Source organism: Paenibacillus ihumii, assembly GCF_001403875.1.
GTDB lineage: Bacteria > Bacillota > Bacilli > Paenibacillales > Paenibacillaceae > Fontibacillus > Fontibacillus ihumii.
The window spans coordinates 1,153,115-1,170,361 of sequence record NZ_LN884299.1 but is presented as its reverse complement, the minus strand read 5'-3'; the positions used below and the strand labels follow the sequence as shown (position 1 = coordinate 1,170,361).

14 protein-coding genes are annotated in these 17,247 nt (G+C 51.6%); 2 read left to right on the top strand and 12 right to left on the bottom strand.

Annotated features, from left to right (window positions below; all coding sequences use genetic code 11):
• Window positions 1-6: 6 nt before the first annotated feature.
• From BN2762_RS12765 to BN2762_RS12725, 9 genes are all read right to left on the bottom strand, one after another.
• Entirely contained in the window at window positions 7-195 is a 189-nt protein-coding gene (locus tag BN2762_RS12765; RefSeq protein ID WP_055107348.1) for a helix-turn-helix domain-containing protein, read from the bottom strand.
• A 159-nt stretch (window positions 196-354) separates the two neighbouring features.
• The gene (locus BN2762_RS12760; protein WP_055107347.1) at window positions 355-2,142 is read right to left on the bottom strand and encodes a glycoside hydrolase family 2 protein; all 1,788 of its coding nucleotides are present in this window, start codon (window positions 2,140-2,142) and stop codon (window positions 355-357) included.
• Window positions 2,143-2,173: 31 nt separating this feature from the next.
• A complete protein-coding gene (locus BN2762_RS12755) occupies window positions 2,174-3,823 on the bottom strand; it encodes a response regulator (protein WP_055107346.1) in 1,650 nt (549 codons plus the stop codon).
• Window positions 3,824-3,845: 22 nt separating this feature from the next.
• Window positions 3,846-5,681 (bottom strand): cache domain-containing sensor histidine kinase, encoded by a 1,836-nt coding sequence (locus tag BN2762_RS12750; protein ID WP_055107345.1) that lies wholly within the window; start codon window positions 5,679-5,681, stop codon window positions 3,846-3,848.
• A gap of 9 nt (window positions 5,682-5,690) precedes the next feature.
• Window positions 5,691-7,001: an ABC transporter substrate-binding protein gene (locus BN2762_RS12745; RefSeq protein ID WP_055107344.1), complete on the bottom strand. Its 1,311-nt coding sequence runs from the start codon at window positions 6,999-7,001 to the stop codon at window positions 5,691-5,693.
• Between the two features lie 122 nt (window positions 7,002-7,123).
• A complete protein-coding gene (locus BN2762_RS12740; protein WP_055107343.1) occupies window positions 7,124-8,902 on the bottom strand; it encodes a family 43 glycosylhydrolase in 1,779 nt (592 codons plus the stop codon).
• Between the two features lie 251 nt (window positions 8,903-9,153).
• Window positions 9,154-9,993 carry a carbohydrate ABC transporter permease gene (locus tag BN2762_RS12735; RefSeq protein WP_055107342.1) on the bottom strand — a complete coding sequence of 280 codons (840 nt, stop codon included), beginning with the start codon at window positions 9,991-9,993 and terminating at the stop codon, window positions 9,154-9,156.
• Window positions 9,990-10,889 carry a carbohydrate ABC transporter permease gene (locus BN2762_RS12730; RefSeq protein ID WP_055107341.1) on the bottom strand — a complete coding sequence of 300 codons (900 nt, stop codon included), beginning with the start codon at window positions 10,887-10,889 and terminating at the stop codon, window positions 9,990-9,992. The genes BN2762_RS12735 and BN2762_RS12730 overlap by 4 nt, the downstream gene beginning before the upstream one ends.
• 111 nt (window positions 10,890-11,000) lie before the next feature.
• On the bottom strand, window positions 11,001-12,299 hold the full coding sequence (locus BN2762_RS12725; protein ID WP_055107340.1) for an ABC transporter substrate-binding protein: 1,299 nt from the start codon (window positions 12,297-12,299) through the stop codon (window positions 11,001-11,003).
• A 741-nt stretch (window positions 12,300-13,040) separates the two neighbouring features.
• Between BN2762_RS12725 and BN2762_RS12720 the strand changes: the two genes are divergently transcribed.
• Complete coding sequence (locus BN2762_RS12720; protein WP_230202511.1) at window positions 13,041-13,385, top strand: transposase; 345 nt, start codon at window positions 13,041-13,043, stop codon at window positions 13,383-13,385.
• Window positions 13,292-14,302, top strand: a complete 1,011-nt coding sequence (locus BN2762_RS12715; protein ID WP_148499853.1) for an IS3 family transposase — start codon at window positions 13,292-13,294, stop codon at window positions 14,300-14,302. Before BN2762_RS12720 ends, BN2762_RS12715 begins: the two co-directional genes overlap by 94 nt.
• Window positions 14,303-14,998: 696 nt before the next feature.
• Here the strand turns inward: BN2762_RS12715 and BN2762_RS12710 are convergent.
• The 3 genes from BN2762_RS12710 to rsfS form a co-directional block, all read right to left on the bottom strand.
• On the bottom strand, window positions 14,999-15,772 hold the full coding sequence (locus BN2762_RS12710) for a class I SAM-dependent DNA methyltransferase (protein WP_055107338.1): 774 nt from the start codon (window positions 15,770-15,772) through the stop codon (window positions 14,999-15,001).
• 190 nt (window positions 15,773-15,962) lie between these two features.
• Window positions 15,963-16,895, bottom strand: coding sequence for a CvfB family protein (locus tag BN2762_RS12705; RefSeq protein ID WP_055107337.1), 933 nt, complete (start codon window positions 16,893-16,895; stop codon window positions 15,963-15,965).
• On the bottom strand, window positions 16,892-17,239 hold the full coding sequence (rsfS, locus tag BN2762_RS12700; RefSeq protein ID WP_055107336.1) for a ribosome silencing factor: 348 nt from the start codon (window positions 17,237-17,239) through the stop codon (window positions 16,892-16,894). Before rsfS ends, BN2762_RS12705 begins: the two co-directional genes overlap by 4 nt.
• Between the last annotated feature and the right edge of the window lie 8 nt (window positions 17,240-17,247).

Below are 17,247 nucleotides of genomic sequence, written 5' to 3'. Positions count from 1 at the left end.
TACTCTCTATATCTTTTCACCATTCTTCAACCGTTCAATCAGATCAAACAGATCGCTCCTCTTGACCCTCCAATGTCTGCCGATTTTAAAAGCCGGAATGACACCCTCGTTCACCATTTTATAGGTTGTTACTTCACTAAGCTGCAAATAGTTCGCAACCTGGGCTATCGTCATGATCTCGATTTCCGAATCCATAGAAATAATCTCCTCTATAGAACATTGGTTTGTATTCAATTATACTCAATTATACTCATAATAACTAATTATTTTTCCAAAACAACAAAGCTGACACAGTTCAATCCTGTGCCAGCTTGAGGATTACAGCTTATTTATTTCATAGATTTAAATCTAGAATCAGTTCCGGCCTGCGCCCGTAATAATTTGCCGGATTTGCTCCAGCGGGGCCTTAGGCTGCCTGTCATACGTCAAAAGGCCGTTGATCTCCTGCTCGACATCTGTAAGTTGCGTATAGCAGAACCCCTGTACAACCGGGGAGGCATACATCGGGTCAACAACATCTTTCAGCCGCTTCAAATAATCCTCCTCGCTATCCGCACCCGAGTAACCCCAGCCCTCCCATTCGCTCGCCTTGAAGGCGATTCCACCGAACTCCGTCACGAGAATCGGCTGCCCTGCATAGGCCGCTCCGCCCACGAAGATGCTGCGGTTCGCCGGCATGGCATTTAGCGTGGACTCCACGGTTTCATATCTCGCCTCCAGCACCTCGCGGCGGCTCTCGTAGTCATGAATCGTCACCAAATCCGTCGTCATATGCTCCCAGCCGTCGTTATAGACGACAGGACGCGTCTGATCTAGCGATTTCGTCAAATGATACATCGCCAGCCCATGCTGCTGCTGCTTGGCATCGATCTGCACGTTCGGCACACCCCAGCTCTCATTCAGTGGAACCCATGTCACGATGCAGGGATGGTTGTAGTCCCGCTGGATTACTTCCTGCCATTCGCGGGTAAACTGCCGCACATAGTTCTCGGAGTAGGCGTAGGCATTGGCAGCCTCGCCCCACACAAGCATGCCGATCCGGTCGCACCAGTACAGGAACCTTGGATCTTCCATCTTCTGATGCTTGCGTACCCCGTTGAAGCCCATCTCTTTAGCCAGCTCAACGTCCCGCTTCAGATCAGCGTCGCTCGGAGCAGTGAGTATGCCTTCCTCGAAATACCCCTGGTCAAGCACAAGCCGCTGATAATACGGACGGTTGTTCAGGCACAGCCTTCCATTCTCAATGGATACCTTGCGCATCCCGAAATAGCTGATCACCTCATCCAGCACATGTCCCCCGCCGATCAGCCTGAAGGAAATGTCGTACAGATTCGGATTCTCCGGCGACCAAAGTCGCCCGAGCCCATGCTCCGCGAAATCATGAAGATGAATACTGCGGTATTCCTCCGGGCGAAGCAGCTTGTAGCGATCGCAAGCAATCTGTTCCCCTTGAAAGGACACCATTACCTCAAGCTCCAGCTCCGCCCCGCCCTGCAGGCCGTCCACAAAGGTATGCAGCTGGATTTCGTTTCGGTCGATATCCGGGGTCATGGCGACCCGCTTCAGATGAACCTGATCCACCGGCTCGAGCCACACCGTCTGCCAAATCCCCGTGGTTCGGGTATAGAAAATGCTCGCTGAATTTTCCAACCAATACTGCTTGCCCCGCGGCAGCGTAATGTCCCGGCTGAAGTCCTCTGCACGCACAGTGACCGTCTGGCTTCCCGGCACGAGCAAATCTGTAATATCGGTCTGAAATGGCGTATGGCCTCCTTCATGAACCGCGGCCAGCTGCCCGTTAACCCATACCTTGGCCAAGTAATCGACCGCGCCGAAATGAAGCACGATCCGCTTCCCGCTCCAGGCCTCCGGCAGTTCGAAGCTTTTACGGTACCATACGACATCATGAAATTCCGGATTTCCGATGCCGCTCAGCCTGCTCTGGAACACGAAGGGCACCGTGATCGCATGCGGATAGGGAGACTGAAAATCCTTCCCGTACCATTTCTCCCGCTCCCCGATCCGATCATCGTCGAAAGCGAACTCCCATTCTCCATTTAAATTGAGCCAGTCAGCCCGCATAAACTGCGGTCTAGGATATTCCTCGCGCGGAATTGCTTTATTGTTATGGATGCTTGTCATGGATCCTTACCTCCTGTAGTTTCAAGTGCAATCAAATACGTCCAATACGTCCTGCCGGTTCTGAAGCGGCGCCCGTCTCCTCCTTGCGGAACCTGCGGCGGAAATCCTTCGGCGAGAGCTTGGCCTCCCTCTTGAATACGCGATAAAAATGACGCAAATTCGGAAACCCGGTCTCATCGGCGATCGCCGCGATTTTATCGTCGGTGTCCATAAGCCGGCGCTTAGCTTCTTCGATACGAATCGCAGTCAGCCGCTCCACGAAGGTCGTGCCTGTCCGCTGCTTGAACAGCGTACTGAAATAAGCCGGATTCAAATGCACCTGTCCTGCTACCTCGTTCAAGGTAAGCGGCTTATGGAAGTGGGCAGCTAGGTACTGCAGCGCCTGCTCCACCGGATCATGCTCGATTTCACGCCTAGAATCGGCAATGCAGCGGGCTAAGCCCGTCAGCAGCTCCCGGCATTCGGCCTTCAGCTCCTCGCTGGATGTAATCGAGCAAATGTCGAAGATCAGGCTGCGGATATCCCTTTCGCCCAGCCACGCCTTGCTTAAATTCAGCTTCTCTGCGGACTCGTAGAAATGAATGAGCAACTTGCATATTTTCTGATAGACCAGCTCAGGGCTCGTCGCCTGCTGGCAAAGGCCTCCGATCTCCGACTCCACCCGGCTGGCCGCTTCCTCTGCCCGGCCCTCCAGAACGGCTCGCTCCATCGCCCCCCAGGACTCGGTATCGACCTCTAAATATAGATCGTGATCCCGACGCAGCGCTTCATAATGGAGTACCTTGTCACCGCCGACGATCAGCCTGTAGAGCAGGCTGATTTCGGCATCCCGGTAAGACTCGGAGATCGAATTGACTCCTTCGGCTACCCGGCCGACGCCGATCGTCACCGTCAGATTCGACAGAGAAGTAATCTGTCTGCGGATTGACTCGGCCAATTCGACCAGGCTGCGGCTGTCGTTGCTGCTCAAATTGACGATGGCCGCCACCTCGGAATCAGAGAGAACCAGACTGTAGCCCTTCATCCGTTTGTTGACCATTTCCTGCACGAACTGCCGGATATAGAGCTGAAATAACGAGGGGTCGGCTTTTAAATATCGATCCGAGCCGATCGAGCCTTTATCAAGCTTAATCAAGAAACAGCAGTAATATGGCTGATCGAAATCGACGCCGATTTTGCGCAGCAGATCCACGTGATGCTGCTGCACCATCCCTCTCATCAACCCCGCGATAACGGACTCGCTGACATGTCGGCGGATAAGCTCGTTCTCCTCCTGATCAAACCTGGGAGCCGAAGCCTTGTCCCGCTTTGCCGTCTCCTCTTTCAGCTTGCCGAGAATCCGTCCCAGCTCGCTCCGTTCCACCGGCTTCATCAAATAATCCTTAGCCCCGTATCTCATGGATTGGAGCGCATAAGTAAAATCCTCATACCCGCTCACCACGATGCATTCCATTTGCGGAAACCGCTCCTTCACGACCCGCTGCAAGGCGATGCCATCCATTCGAGGCATACGAATATCGGTCAATATGACATCGGGCTGCAGCATCTCCGCGCGATCCAAAGCCTCGTAGCCGTCCGAAGCATCGCCCACGATCTCCCATTCGGGATCCAAGGACGTAATCATGGCCCGAAGCCCCTTGCGGAATATCTTCTCATCGTCGACGATCAGAATTTTTGGCATAAGATCCTCCTCCTTGGCCAGCTCATGATGTGGAATGGAATACGGCCGCTGCCTCTGTCTCCCTATGAGATGGAATAGGCTTCGCGGGAATCGTCAAGGTAACGCGCACCCCTCGGTAAGGCATGCTGTCGATCGTCAGCCCGTATCTCTCGCCGTAGCAAAGCACCAAGCGGCGGTGCACATTAAGCAGACCATTGCCGGTCTCGCCGCCAAGGTCGCGGGAGTAGGCAAGCTGCCGCCGAATATGTTCAAGCTGCGCAGTGGTCAAGCCGATGCCGTCGTCCTCCACGGTCAGCCGCAGCAGACCGTCCTGAATTCCTCCGGCTAAGGAAATCCTTCCCTCGCCCACTCCTTTATCGAGCCCATGCTTGAAGGAATTCTCGACGATCGGCTGGATCATTAGCGGAATGACAGCGCAATCCATCGCCTCCGCTGCGATATCCAGCGTGAAATGCAGCCGCTCATCGTAGCGCAGCTTCTGAATAGCCATATAGCTGCGGATATGCTCAATTTCGTCCTTGAGAACGACCCCCGATTGATGCGCATTCAAGGAATACCTCAATATGCGGCTCAGATTGTTCGTCATCGTCGTAATTTCCTTGCTGCCCTCCAGCTCCGCATACATGCTGATTGAACCCAGCGTATTGTAGAGGAAATGGGGGTTGATCTTGCTCTGCAGGGCAGCGATTTGCGCATCCTTCTCCCGGATCTCAGTTTCATAGAGCAAATATCCAAGCTCGCTTAACCGGGATACCATTTTATTAAAAGCGCTCCCGAGCTGGCCTACTTCATCCCATTGATTCACGGGAAACGTCACCTCGAGCTGGCCCTTCTCTACCTTCTTCATCAGCCGGCTTAGCTTGCGAATAGGCAACGTGATGCGGTACGCCGTGAATACGGAGAAGAGCATGGCCGAACCGATGCAGACCATCCCCATGATCATGATGGAATTTCGGACCTGCACGCTGTCCTGCATCAGTTCCGAGACGGGGACAGCTCCGACGGTAGTCCACTGCGTAAGCTCGGACGTAGCATAAGAGACCAACATGCGTTCACCGTTCGTCTCCAGATGGGTTACGCCTTCTCCCCGGAAAGAGGCGGCAGCACCGTCTGCTCCCGGTACGACAGAGCCTTTACTGATAACGATATCCCCTGCGGCATTCGTGATATACAAGGATTCATTCCGCCCGAGCTGAACCTGTGCCAGAATCGTCCCGACCACGGCCGGGTCAACATCCAGCACGATATAGCCTATCGTCTGCCCGCTGTCAAAGCTGCGCAGCTCCCTTACGATGGAGAATACCTCGTAGACCGAGCCGCTCGTCGGCTTAAGCTCATGGGTTGTCAAAAATATGGGCTCTCCGAAATGGCCCTGGGCTTCCTTCAGCCACTCCGCATCCTCATCGAGCTTATAGCTCGTAACATATTGGCTTTCCGGCATAACGACATAGGACGCCCCTTTGGAGCCATAGAGCGAGACACCCATAATATCGATGCGTCCATTCAAGAACACCTTGGACACGAAATTGTTCAGCAGGCTGATCTCCTCCAGGCTTAAGGATGAGCCGGGCTTTCTTTCCGACGCCAAATAATCGAGGATATCCTGGTATTGATAAGGCATCAGCGACAGCCGGTTCAACTCCTCCATATAGGTATCGATATTGAGCGTAATCTGCTTCATCGTCTGCAGCTGCGACTCGCCGACATTCGCTTCCATCGTTCCCCGGAAGCTGGAAAATGCATACACGCCAAGCGCGCCGAGCGGGATTACGATCAAAACGGAATTAATGAGGATCAGCTTCTGAGCCAGCTTCAAATTTTTGAGCCATTGTATCCCTCTTCGCAGTTGCTTTATCATTGCCGTCCCTCACTTGCGCAAATCCGCATTGATTTTCTTCACAGCCGCATCAAGCGCTTCCTCCGGCGTCTGGTAACCGTAGATCATTCTCTCGAACTCGCTGATAATCCGTTCGTTAATGCTCCACTGTTTGGCGTTCCTCGGCCAGTAGGCTACATAGTTGGCCGTGGCCGCATAATCGCTTCGGTATTCAAGCCGGTTGAACATCTCCGACCTTGTAAGCTCAGTCATGCTTGGAACATGCCCCGCCTCGGCCCACATGTCGCCATGCCCTACGATCCAATTCGCAAAGGTTAGAACGGCCTCTCTCTTCTCCTCCGTCATTCCACGCTTCTTGGGGATAGAGAGATTGTGCGAATCGCCCCATACCGCCGGATAATCATATATGGTCGGTACCGGGACAACCCCGAACTGGAGTCCCTCCGCCTTCTCGAAGGCGCCCGTTCCCCACATCCCCGTAATCAGCACCGCCGCTTTTCCGTCATAGAACAATTGAAAAGCATCGTTGATATCTGAGGGAATGAGCTTATCCTTGTAGAGGTCATTCACGAAGCTAAGCGCCTTTAGAGCTGCTGGGTTGTTAAACACCGCCTCAGTGCCGTCTTCGCTATAGAACTGACCGCCGTCCGTCAATTGGTTGTACAGGCTCCACCATAACCAGACGGAATCGATCCGCGTGCTCGGCTGAGCCAGCGGTGCGATATCCGCTGGAACCCTACGCCGGATTTGCTCCAGGAAGGACTTGAACCCGTCAGGCCCTTTCTGAATGATGGGCCTTCCCGCCTCATCGAGCACCCCGGCCTCGGACAGCCAGTCCTTGTTGTAATACATGACCAGAGCATGGGTGTCGAGCGGCACCCCGTAATAATCATCTTCATATAGCACCGAACGAAGTATATTAGGGTTAAAGCGTTTCCAATCAATGCCGAGGTCTTTAGCCTCCATCGTCAGCTTCTCCACATATCCGTTCTGCACGAACTGCGGCATGATCGTGGAATGCACGATAGCTACGTCCGGTGCATTGCCTGATAACACAGCCGTTTTGAGTCGGGAATAGTAATCATCAAGGCGTGAATTCTTCTGGACAACCTGGATTTCCGGATGCTCCTTATTGAACCGCTCCACCATTTCAGTCATAAATTGGTTATCTCCTCCGCTAAAGGGCGTCCAGTATTCCAGACGAACGACATGATGCGGCTTGGATATCGGTTCGGATCCCGGGTTCTGTCCGGTGCATCCGGGAAGCAAAAGCAATAGTACGGCCCATGCGAAGCCGATCGCTGCTCCGCTGCGATGTTTACTCCAGCGATGTCTCTTCATATTCACGTCTCCTAACGACTCGGAAAGTTACATTTTGTACAAGTCGAACTGCAAATTTTGGTGGTATAGGCAGCCTTGCAGCTGTGTGAACCATTCTGTTAAAATTGTACGTTCAACTTATTTCAACTTATAGAGTCAGCGATAATGTCCATATAATCGAGGCTCAGATCACCTGAAGCCCCTTCAATCGTAATTTCATTATCACCTCTTTGCAGCTTTCCTTCAAACACAACTTCTGTAAAAACATTGCGCCCTGTTGCCGGAATTTTCAGCCTCGCTCCCTTGCCTCCGTTGACTCTGAGTTCAAAGCTCCGCTCCCCGTCCCCCGGGTTGGAGACGCCGAGGATCAAGCGATATTCGCCTTGTTTGGGAACATAAACCGGGCGGAATGATACCGACGAGTCCTGCTCATTCGTCAGCTTGATCACGCCCTCGCCGGAGGCGGACAGGTCGGTGTTCACCGCGTCCCGGAGGCCGGAGGAAGCCGATTCCGCTTCGTATCTCGTCAGCTCGATCGCCTGAATCCCATCCAGAATATCGGCCGAAGCTCCATCCGTTCCGCCATTCCCGCCCGTTCGCAGAGCCAGCTCGCCGGTCCCTGCCACCAGCGGAATGCGCCCGTAGGCATAACTGATTTCATTCGGCGCGGTTGCGGGCAGCTCAATGGATCCAGCTTGGGAATCGTCCACCCATACTTCCAGCGTTCGGGAGGCGCCCGTCTCGTTCTTATAGTGGACCAGAAGCGGCATCTCCGCAGGGACTGCTGCCGTGAACCTTCCGAAGCTGAGGCGGTCCTCATCCCGCTCGGCATGCTTCGCCTGGTACACGCCCGATCCCGATGGCAGCGGAATCGCCGTCTCGAGCGGCAGCGGCTTGCCGAATTCCGGCAGTCCCTGCTCGTTCCAAGCGATGCGCTGCGCCCGGGCCTTGCGGTTATTCCAGCCATCGGAGGGGCTCGTCGTACCGTGATAGACGATCCAATCCTCCGTGCCGTCCGGCGACTTGACGAAGGAATTATGCCCCGGGCCGTATACCCCGGCCTCTTCGTCCATCGTCAGGAGCGGCTCGGCCGATCTCTGCCAATCCTCCGGCCGAAGCGGGTCCCCGCCCTCCTTCAGCGCCAGCAGGCCAAGGCTGTAGAACGGCGTCCAGCTCCCTGCCCCGGAATAGACGATAAATACGCGCCCTTCCCGGTACAGAATCGCCTGCCCTTCCTGAATATATGGCGGTCCGCCAGCCATTTCCCAATCCTGATCGGGCGAGGAGAGCATCACCCTTGGCCCGCTGATCGTCAAAGGATCGCTCATCGGCGCAATGTATGTGTTCTGCCGGATATTCTCGTCCCCTTCCCAGCCGGACCAGACGAAATACAGCTGCTCTTCATGCTCCATGACCAGGCCGTCAATGGCCCATTTATTCGTCTCATCCGTGATTTGCCCTTTGAATTCGTATTCGCCGAGGGGATCGTCTCCGACCGCTTCCAGCGCATACATCCGGTGATTCTCGTTATTCCCGTCATCGGCCGCGAAATAGATATACCATTTATCGCGGATATATTGAATTTCCGGTGCCCAGAGGTTAGCAGAGTACATCGTACCGATCGGCGGGTACCAGACCACCTTTTTCTCCGCCTGCTTAAAATCGATAGTTCGGGATTTCATAACCATGATGTCCGTTCCGTGATGGGTGAACGTCATGTAATAATAACCATCCTTATAAACCACGCTTGGATCGGGAGTATCCATATCGATCAGCGGATTTTTAAACGTGCCCCCATGTCCGTTATACATCCCCTCAGCTATGCTGCTGTCCGTCTGTCTCATTGCAATCACTCCTACGATTACGATGACAGCGATGCCCAAAATCAAGGCCGCCATATATATCTTCCTGCGCCGTAACAATTGGTTGTCCCCCTTGTCTTTTGGCTTCACCTTATACTAGATACTAGCTGTAAACGTGTTAAGCTTTGCCGTATGACTATTGTGAACGTACTAGGGTTTGTCTTATGACTAGCTGTAAGCGTGCTTAGATTTGCCGTATGACTAGCTGTAAACGTACTAGGCTGTGCTGCTTGATTAAGGCGGAGCCGGGAATGCGAGCATGGATCGAATGGATTCATCCCGCCTTGCCCCTGCCCCTAGAAAGCTATCCGTTACTTGATCGCGGACTGTGTAATTGCCTTAACGAAGGAGCGCTGTCCAAGTATGAAAATAACAACAACCGGGATAGCGGCTGCCGCCGTCATCGCCATCAGCTTGCCGTACGATTGGGTATAGCTGCCTTGGGCCATCATAGCAATCCCCGCCGTGATGGTGCGCATTTCCGGTGAGGTCGTGGCATACAGCGGCCATACAAAATCATTGTAAATTCCCATAAACGTAAAAATGAGCAAGGTGACCATAATCGATACCGATGACGGAAGCATGATATGAGTGTACAGCTTCCACTTGTTCGCTCCGTCGATCCGCGCGGCTTCCTCGATGTCCTTCGGAAAGGAAATGAAGAACTGATATAGTAAAAACACACCGAAGGCGCCTGCCGTGTAAGGCAAGATAAGCGCGGCGTACGTGTTGATCAGCCCGAGCGCGTTAAATTCCATATACATCGGCAAAAAGGTCAAAACGCCAGGGATCATGAGCGAAGCAATGAACATCGACAGCAGCGTTTTGCGCAGCGGAAGATCCTTCAATCTGGCCAGGGCGAACGCCGCCATAGAAGCGATCAGCAGCACGATCGCCGTTCCGGCGATACCAACCATCAGCGAGTTCGTGATCCATTGCAGGATCGGAACGTTCATCAATTCTCCGCTGAACCCCTTGATATAGTTATCAAAGGTCGGCTTCAGCGGAATAAAATTCATTTTGCCGGATAATGCTTCAAAATCATTCTTAAATGACGTTGAAATCATCCATACGAGCGGCAGCAGGAAAACGACGGCAATTCCCGAAGCGAGAAGAACAAGCAGCAGCGTCTTGATTCGTTTCATGCTCATGACTCTTCCCCCTTGTTTCCGTAAGTCAGTCTGAACTGCACAATCGATATAATCATGATAAGCAATGCCATCAGAATGGCCATCGCCGAAGCGGAGCCGATTTCCTTACGAATGAATGCCTGATCCAGCACGTTGATCAGCAGCACCTTCGTGCTGTCTCCCGGTCCGCCGCGGGTAAGCAGAAAAGGCTGGGCAAAGACGTTAAACGAAGCGATCGTCGACGTGATCATCACGAACAGCATGACCGGTTTGATGGATGGCAGCGTAATGTGAATAAATTTATCCCAGGCATGGGCTCCATCCAGAGAGGCTGCTTCATAGAAATCCTCCGGCACTTGATTCAAAGCATTAATAAAAATGATCATATTGAAGCCGATCGTCCACCACAATGTGGTCGTAATGAGTGATACCCAGGCCCACGGCTGATCAGTCAGCCAAGGAATAGCCGGGATGTTCAGCTTCATCAGCAGACTGTTCAGAAACCCGGAATTCGTATCGAAAATCATCAGCCAGATCACGGACATGACCGATGCAGATAAAGCATATGGCAAAAAATAGAATGTGCGGAACATACCTCGGAGCTTGCTCGGAAGATGCTGTATCAGCATCGCCAGTCCAAGCCCGACCACGATTAACAACGGCACGGAGTAGATGACGAATTGGATCGTATTCCACAACCCGTTGAAGAACAAGCTGTTTAAATAGGTTCCCGGTGTAAAAATTGTGGCATAATGCTTGAAGCCTACAAAGTCGTGCTCCGGCGACAGCAGCTCGAAATTATGCAGGCTGATATACACGCCGTATAGTATCGGAAACAATAAGAAAGCGGCAAAACAAATGAAATAAGGCAGCACGAACAAAGATGACGTTAATTTGGAGTGCCAGCTTTTCACCATAGATTTATCCCTCCCGCCCTGGGGCGTTGCTTCATTGCTCTAGAAAAGCGAAGGAGACGAGAGAGCAGCTGCCGCCTATTTCCCGTCTCCTTCTAAATTCATTTCGGGTCGTTAATTTTTCATGGCCTGCCGTGATTTGGCTACGGCATCATCCATCGCTTTTTGCGGATCCTTCTTGCCTAGCAGGGCATTGTTCAGCTCACCCCAGATCGGCTCGGAAATCGTTCCCCAATTGAGTACGTTTGGTGCAAATTGAACGTCCGCAAAACCCTTGGCAATATTGCTTTGAACCTCAAGCTTCTGGAATTCTTCGCTCTCTGTCATTTTCTTGGATGCCAGTGCCTGGCCGGATTCCGCCCATTCAATCGAATTGTCCGCCACATATTTCAGGAAGTCGCCGATGCCTGCCAGCTTGGCTTCGTCGGTTACTGCCTTAGGGATTACAAAGCCATGGGAGCCGGCATAAGCTGCCGCTTTAACTTTACCGATTTGCGGAATTGGCGCCACGCCATAATTTAAGCCAGCTTCATCAAACTGTGATTTCATCCATGGACCATTGAATTGAATGGCGTTCTTGCCCTGCAGGAACAAGGTATTTTCTCCGTCCTGCTGAACATTGCCCGGGGAATAACCTTGATCAACAAGGCTGCGCATCCAGGACACCATTTCTACAGCCTCCGGGGAATTGTAGGCTACATCTTGGCCATCCCAGAGCTCCCCGCCATTTTGCCATACCAGCGACGGGAAAATGAACTGCTGCGGCCACAGTGTAGGAAGCACATAACCGTAAACGCCCTTGTCTTTATCGGTCAACTTGGCAACAGCATCCTCAAACTCAGCCCGATTGGTAGGAGGCGCATTAATGCCTGCTTGCTCGAACAAATCTTTGTTGTAATACATGATGACCGGGTGAATATCTAGCGGAATAGAATACCATTTTCCGTCGATTGTCGAATATTCTACCGGAGCCTCCGCGTAATCCTCCTTGTTAATGCCAGCTGTAGAAGCAATATCATCCAGCGGCAGCAATTGATCCTTGTTCACATAAGTCGGCACGTTATCCACGTGCATAATCATGAGATCCGGTCGCTCTTTCGCCGTGCTGAGTGCTACGTCAAGCTGCTTGTAGTATTCTCCGTTCGGCTGAATGACGAAATTAACCTTGTATTGATCTTGAGAAGAATTATATTTATCTACGATCTTCTTCATGAACGGGCCGTCTGCTCCAGAGAATGGACTCCAGAACAAAATATCGGTCTTGGCCTGGCTTTTCCCGCCTGAGGGCTCCCCGCCGCCGTTTCCCGCAGCAGATCCGCCGCCGTTCGAATCCTTACCGCCGCAAGCTGCCAGCCCGATGACAAGAAATAATGACAATAACAGCGCTGCCGGTTTTCTTAACTTTTTCCCCATTTTGTTAACCCCCTTAATGTCTTAGTTGCCCGCTTCTTTCGATGCATGATCCTAATGCTTGGTATTGCGTTGGTGCTCGTGTTGGTGCTCGTGTTGTGCTCGTGTTAGTGCTCATGTAGTGCTTGTGTTAGTGCTCATGTTGGTGCTCGTGTTGGTGCTTGTGTTGGTGCTTGTGTTGTGCTCGTGTTAGTGCTCGTGTTGTGCTTCTGGTACTCTTTATTCGCCTAGTGTAAACTCTTCAATCACTTGCTTGATTTCATCTTATCCATGATCGAAACCTAAAAATATGTCAAATCTTTAGGGGATAGGGTCTTTTTTTTGGGAATGAAAAAAACACTCTGCATTACTAATAAAGATTAGTAATATAGAAGTGTCTCTAAGTTTGTTATTTAGCAAAGCCAAAATATCATTGATTAACTAGTTATTCCAACATTCCCATAACGATCCGCAGCAGCGAGCGAACTAAATGGTAACCGCAGCAGTGCTCCAACTAAATACGAATCGCAGCAGCGTGAAAACCAAATACGGACCACAGCAACGTACATACCAAATGCGAACCGCAGCAACCGCAACAGACAATCATCAGAAACACGACTCACAGAGGGATGTCCGAAAATTGAAATGATCTCGGCCAATAAACGGTTGGGGACGCTCAAGCCAGGTCATTTCAAGTGCTAACGGACATACCTATTTAGCCCCCTAATCCAATTGGACACTCTAATCCACCTCAGATACACTAAAATGAGTGAGGAGTTAGAATCCATGAAAAGACGATTTAGGTGCCCCAATGAAACGAAGAAGGAGCTTGTGGTAGAGGTGCTCTCGGGTTATCGGACGGAGATAGTAGCCCGGAAGCATGGAATGTCTCCTAGAACGTTAAGCCAGTGGGTTCGCCAGTATCAAGATGAGGTGGGTGACCTTATGAAAAAGAAGCAAACAGATGCAGGAAAAGTGAAGCAGGATGCAGCCAATTTCAAGGAACTAGAGAAGAAATACAACGATGCCATGAAGCTACTAGGCGAAAAAGAGCTCGAGAACAGCATTCTACGAGACCTGGTAAAAAAAAAGTATCCCGATTGGAAGTAGCTATCTATTGGATTCAGCAAGGGTATCCCGTTCAAAAGGTGCTCCTTCTATGTGGAGTCCCACGTTCAAGTTACTACTATCGCCTAAAGCATCCTGAACGCCAGCAGCCAGTCAGCAGCGGTCGGCCTGTTCCAGGCTTCTCCTATGACAAGGATGGAAAAAAGGTAGGAGATGCTCGCATTAAAGGATACCTCAGACGCTTGATTCAAGGCCTTAACGCTGCCTTCGGCTATCGGAAGCTGACGACGTTGTTGCGGCGAAAATACCGGCTAATTATTAACAAAAAGAAGACCTACCGTCTCTGCAAAGAAATGGGGATTCTCCATCCACAGCGAGAGTTGAAAAACCCCGTACCTAAAAAGCTCGCCAATAACCGTATTGTGAGCGGACCAAACCAGCTATGGCAAATGGATATTAAGTATGGTTACGTAGCCGGCAAACGCCGACATTTCTACCTGGCCAGCATCATTGACGTGTTTGACCGGAGCATTGTCGCCCATTACCGTGGAAAGGTCTGCAGCACAGAAGACATTTTGCGTACGATCCAGAAGGCGCTTTTTAAACGTAGAATCCACGAACAAGAACACAAGTTGGTGATCCGGACGGATAATGGGCCGCAGTTCATTAGCAAAGCGTTCCATGCCTTTTGCGAGCAAGCGGGGTTAGAGCATGAAAGGATCCCCAACCAAACGCCAAACAAGAATGCTTTTATTGAGTCGTACCACAGCATTGTAGAGCAAGAATGCTACCAGCGGAATTGTTTTGAAACCTACGAAGAGGCTTTTGCAGTGGTCGACCGATTTATTCGATACTACAACACAGAACGCATCCACGGCAGTCTCTACGATTGGCCGCCCAAGGAATACTTGCGTTTAGTCACCGCGGGCTTGATTAACCCAAAGAAAATTGCGCTATAATGTGATTTCCTAAGTATGATGTGGAAAGTGTCCAAACTTAGGGGGTTGAACCGATACGTTCCGCTAACAGGGCAAATAAAGCCAATTTGCTCGCGTTACGGACACAGAAGACCCTATTGAAGTAATATCAGCTCTATATATGGTGAAAATGGAGTAATAGCGTCCCCTGTGTCCGTTAGTCTACATAAAATCCCCTTTTTTAGGCAAATAAGAGATTCTGTGTCCGTTAGCAAACATGCATTTGTGTGAAGTCATACATTCCTGTAAATTATACATTCATACATACGTGTAAATCATACATGCATACGTGAAATCATGCATTCGAATCATGCATTCAAGTAAATCATGGTTTCGTAGACCAACATATCTCGAAGTTACTCAACCAATATCAATCTCAAGGCACCATCTCGAAGTAGGCTAACCTACATCAATCACAAAGCAACTTGTCTCGAAGTAACAAGAGATTGATTGATTGATTGATTGTTTCATTGATTCATTCACTGCAACCACGGATGGGTCAGCTTGAAATTTTCTATGGTACTGTAAATTAAAAATAACAGACAATAAAAAAAGGCCACCCTAAAGGGTGACCCGCATACACTTACTGTAAAGCTAGTAAAGCCAGTAAGGCTATTAAAGTAAGTAAAACTAGTAAAGTAAGTAATGTAGTAAAGCCAGTAAAGCTTGCTTATTCCATCACTTCACGGCGACATAGAACAAGCGGGCTGCATCGTCGGCCGCCTCGACCCATTCGAAGTCGGCGTAAACCGCAACCTCCCGGAAGCCGCAGCGCAGCAGCTCGCTCTTCATCCATGCCGGATCATAGGCCCGCTGAACATGCGTCTCTTCGAACCGGCGGTATATATCGGACCCGATGCTCTCCTCCCGGGCGAAGATGGAGAGATAGTGATAAATCTCATCCCTTGCCGCATCGCGCTCACAGGTCCAAATATAGGATACCGACCGCTCGTCACAAACAAACGGCTGCTCCTCGTCATACCGCTTGAGCGTATTCGGGTGATGAACATCGAACAGGAAGGTGCCGCCCGGCTTGAGCGCGTTATACGTGCGTTGGAACGTTCGGATGATATCCTCTTCCTCCAGCAAGTAGTTCAGACAATCGCAGAAGGAAATCACCGAATCTACAGGCTCCGGTACCTCCCAATCTCTCATATCCTGCTGCACCCAGCGAACGCTGCCTTCGCGGAACAGCCGTACGCCCTGCGGGCTTCCTTCCATTTTGCGCCGGGCTACGGCAAGCATGTCCGCGGACAGGTCAATAGCCGTTACTTCAAAGCCCGAATTCACCAGAGGAATCGTGATGCTTCCCGTGCCGCAGCCGAGCTCGACGACTGTCCGCGGCATGCCCAGCCGCTCCCAAGCGGTTCGCGCAAAACGAAGCCACTCGGGGTAAGGCATATCTTCCATCAATTCGTCATACACATAGGCAAATTTACGATAAGCTGCCATGCTGTCACCTGACTTTCTGCAATCCACTCCATCGCTGCTCCATGTACTTTCACACCAGCGCGATGGAGCATCTTATCGGTCTGTCATTCCGTGCATCGGTCTATTCATTCCTTGCACTCGCACACGGCATGCACTCTCACATGCTGTGCTTTGCATTACTGATTCCCGTTCCCTAGATAGTCTTAGGAAATTAGCTCTTCCTCGAATCAGGCCCCTGCGTCCCCGGCCCATTGACTTGACCTGGTTCCGGCTGTACCAGATAGGTCCAGTTCTCCTTCTGGATAACCTTGCCTTCCTTCATCAGCTTGCCGAGCGCCCGCTTAAACGCTGATTTGCTGATGCCGAAGCGCTGCTTGATCAGATCGGGCGGCGTCGAATCGGAATAAGGCATGCCTCCGTCGGGTCGCTCCTGCAGGAACTCGAGAATGCGTTCCGAGTCCTCCTTGCGCCCAATTTCCTTGCGCGGTGCCATGGACAGGTTCACCCGTCCATCTTCGCGAACATGGGTGATCCGCACCTTGACGCGCTCGCCCAGCCGCAGCAGCCGGCTCCGTTCCGAGGAGTGAATCATGCCGATCGCTCCGAAGCCCAGCACGCCCCCCTCGACAATGACGAAGGTGCCCATTTGCAGAGGCTTGTACACGATAGCATCAGCCCACTCGTTCTTCCATGACGTAGGTGCATGAAAAGTCTTCGAAGCGAGCTCCTGCTCGCCCGCAAGCTTAGCCTTCAAGCGGCCCTGCTTATCATGCTCCATAATGACGTAGACGCTGTCGCCAACCTGGGGATGAAGCTCCCGCAGCTCCGGCAGCTCCCGAATCGGCAGCAGCAATTGTCGTCCCAGTCCCATTTCCAAGAAGCAGCCAAGACGGGGATGCACATCCGCTACCTCCAAAAGGGCAAGCTCGCCAAGCGTCAAATAAGGCTTCTTCATCGTTGCTGCAAGGCGGTCCTCCGTATCGTAGAACAGAAATACCTCCACCGACTCTCCCGGCTTCACTTCACGTGTGAGCTCGGAATAGTGCAGCAGGACATCCTGCATGCCGTTCGTCAAAAAATAACCGTAAGGGGATACCTCGCGATCGATGGGAAGCGTTACGATGGTGCCGGCGATCAGGCTCATACCGTCTCCACGACTTTGGCATCGGACCAAAGCCGCTCGATATTATAATATTCGCGTTCATCCCGGTGGAAGACATGTACGATCACATCTCCCAAATCCATCAGCACCCAGCGTGCAGTATCCATCCCCTCAATTCCCCGAATCTCCACGCCCGCCTGCTGAGCCCGATTGCGAACCTCCGTCGCGATGGATTGTACCTGTACATCTGAATTTCCGTGGCAAATGACAAAATAATCGGCAATAAGCGATATCCCCTGCAGATCCAGCGCAACGATGTCCATGGCTTTTTTCTCGTCCACGGCCTTAACGGCCAAATCTAACAATTGTTTAGGTGAAATCGGCATTCATACGA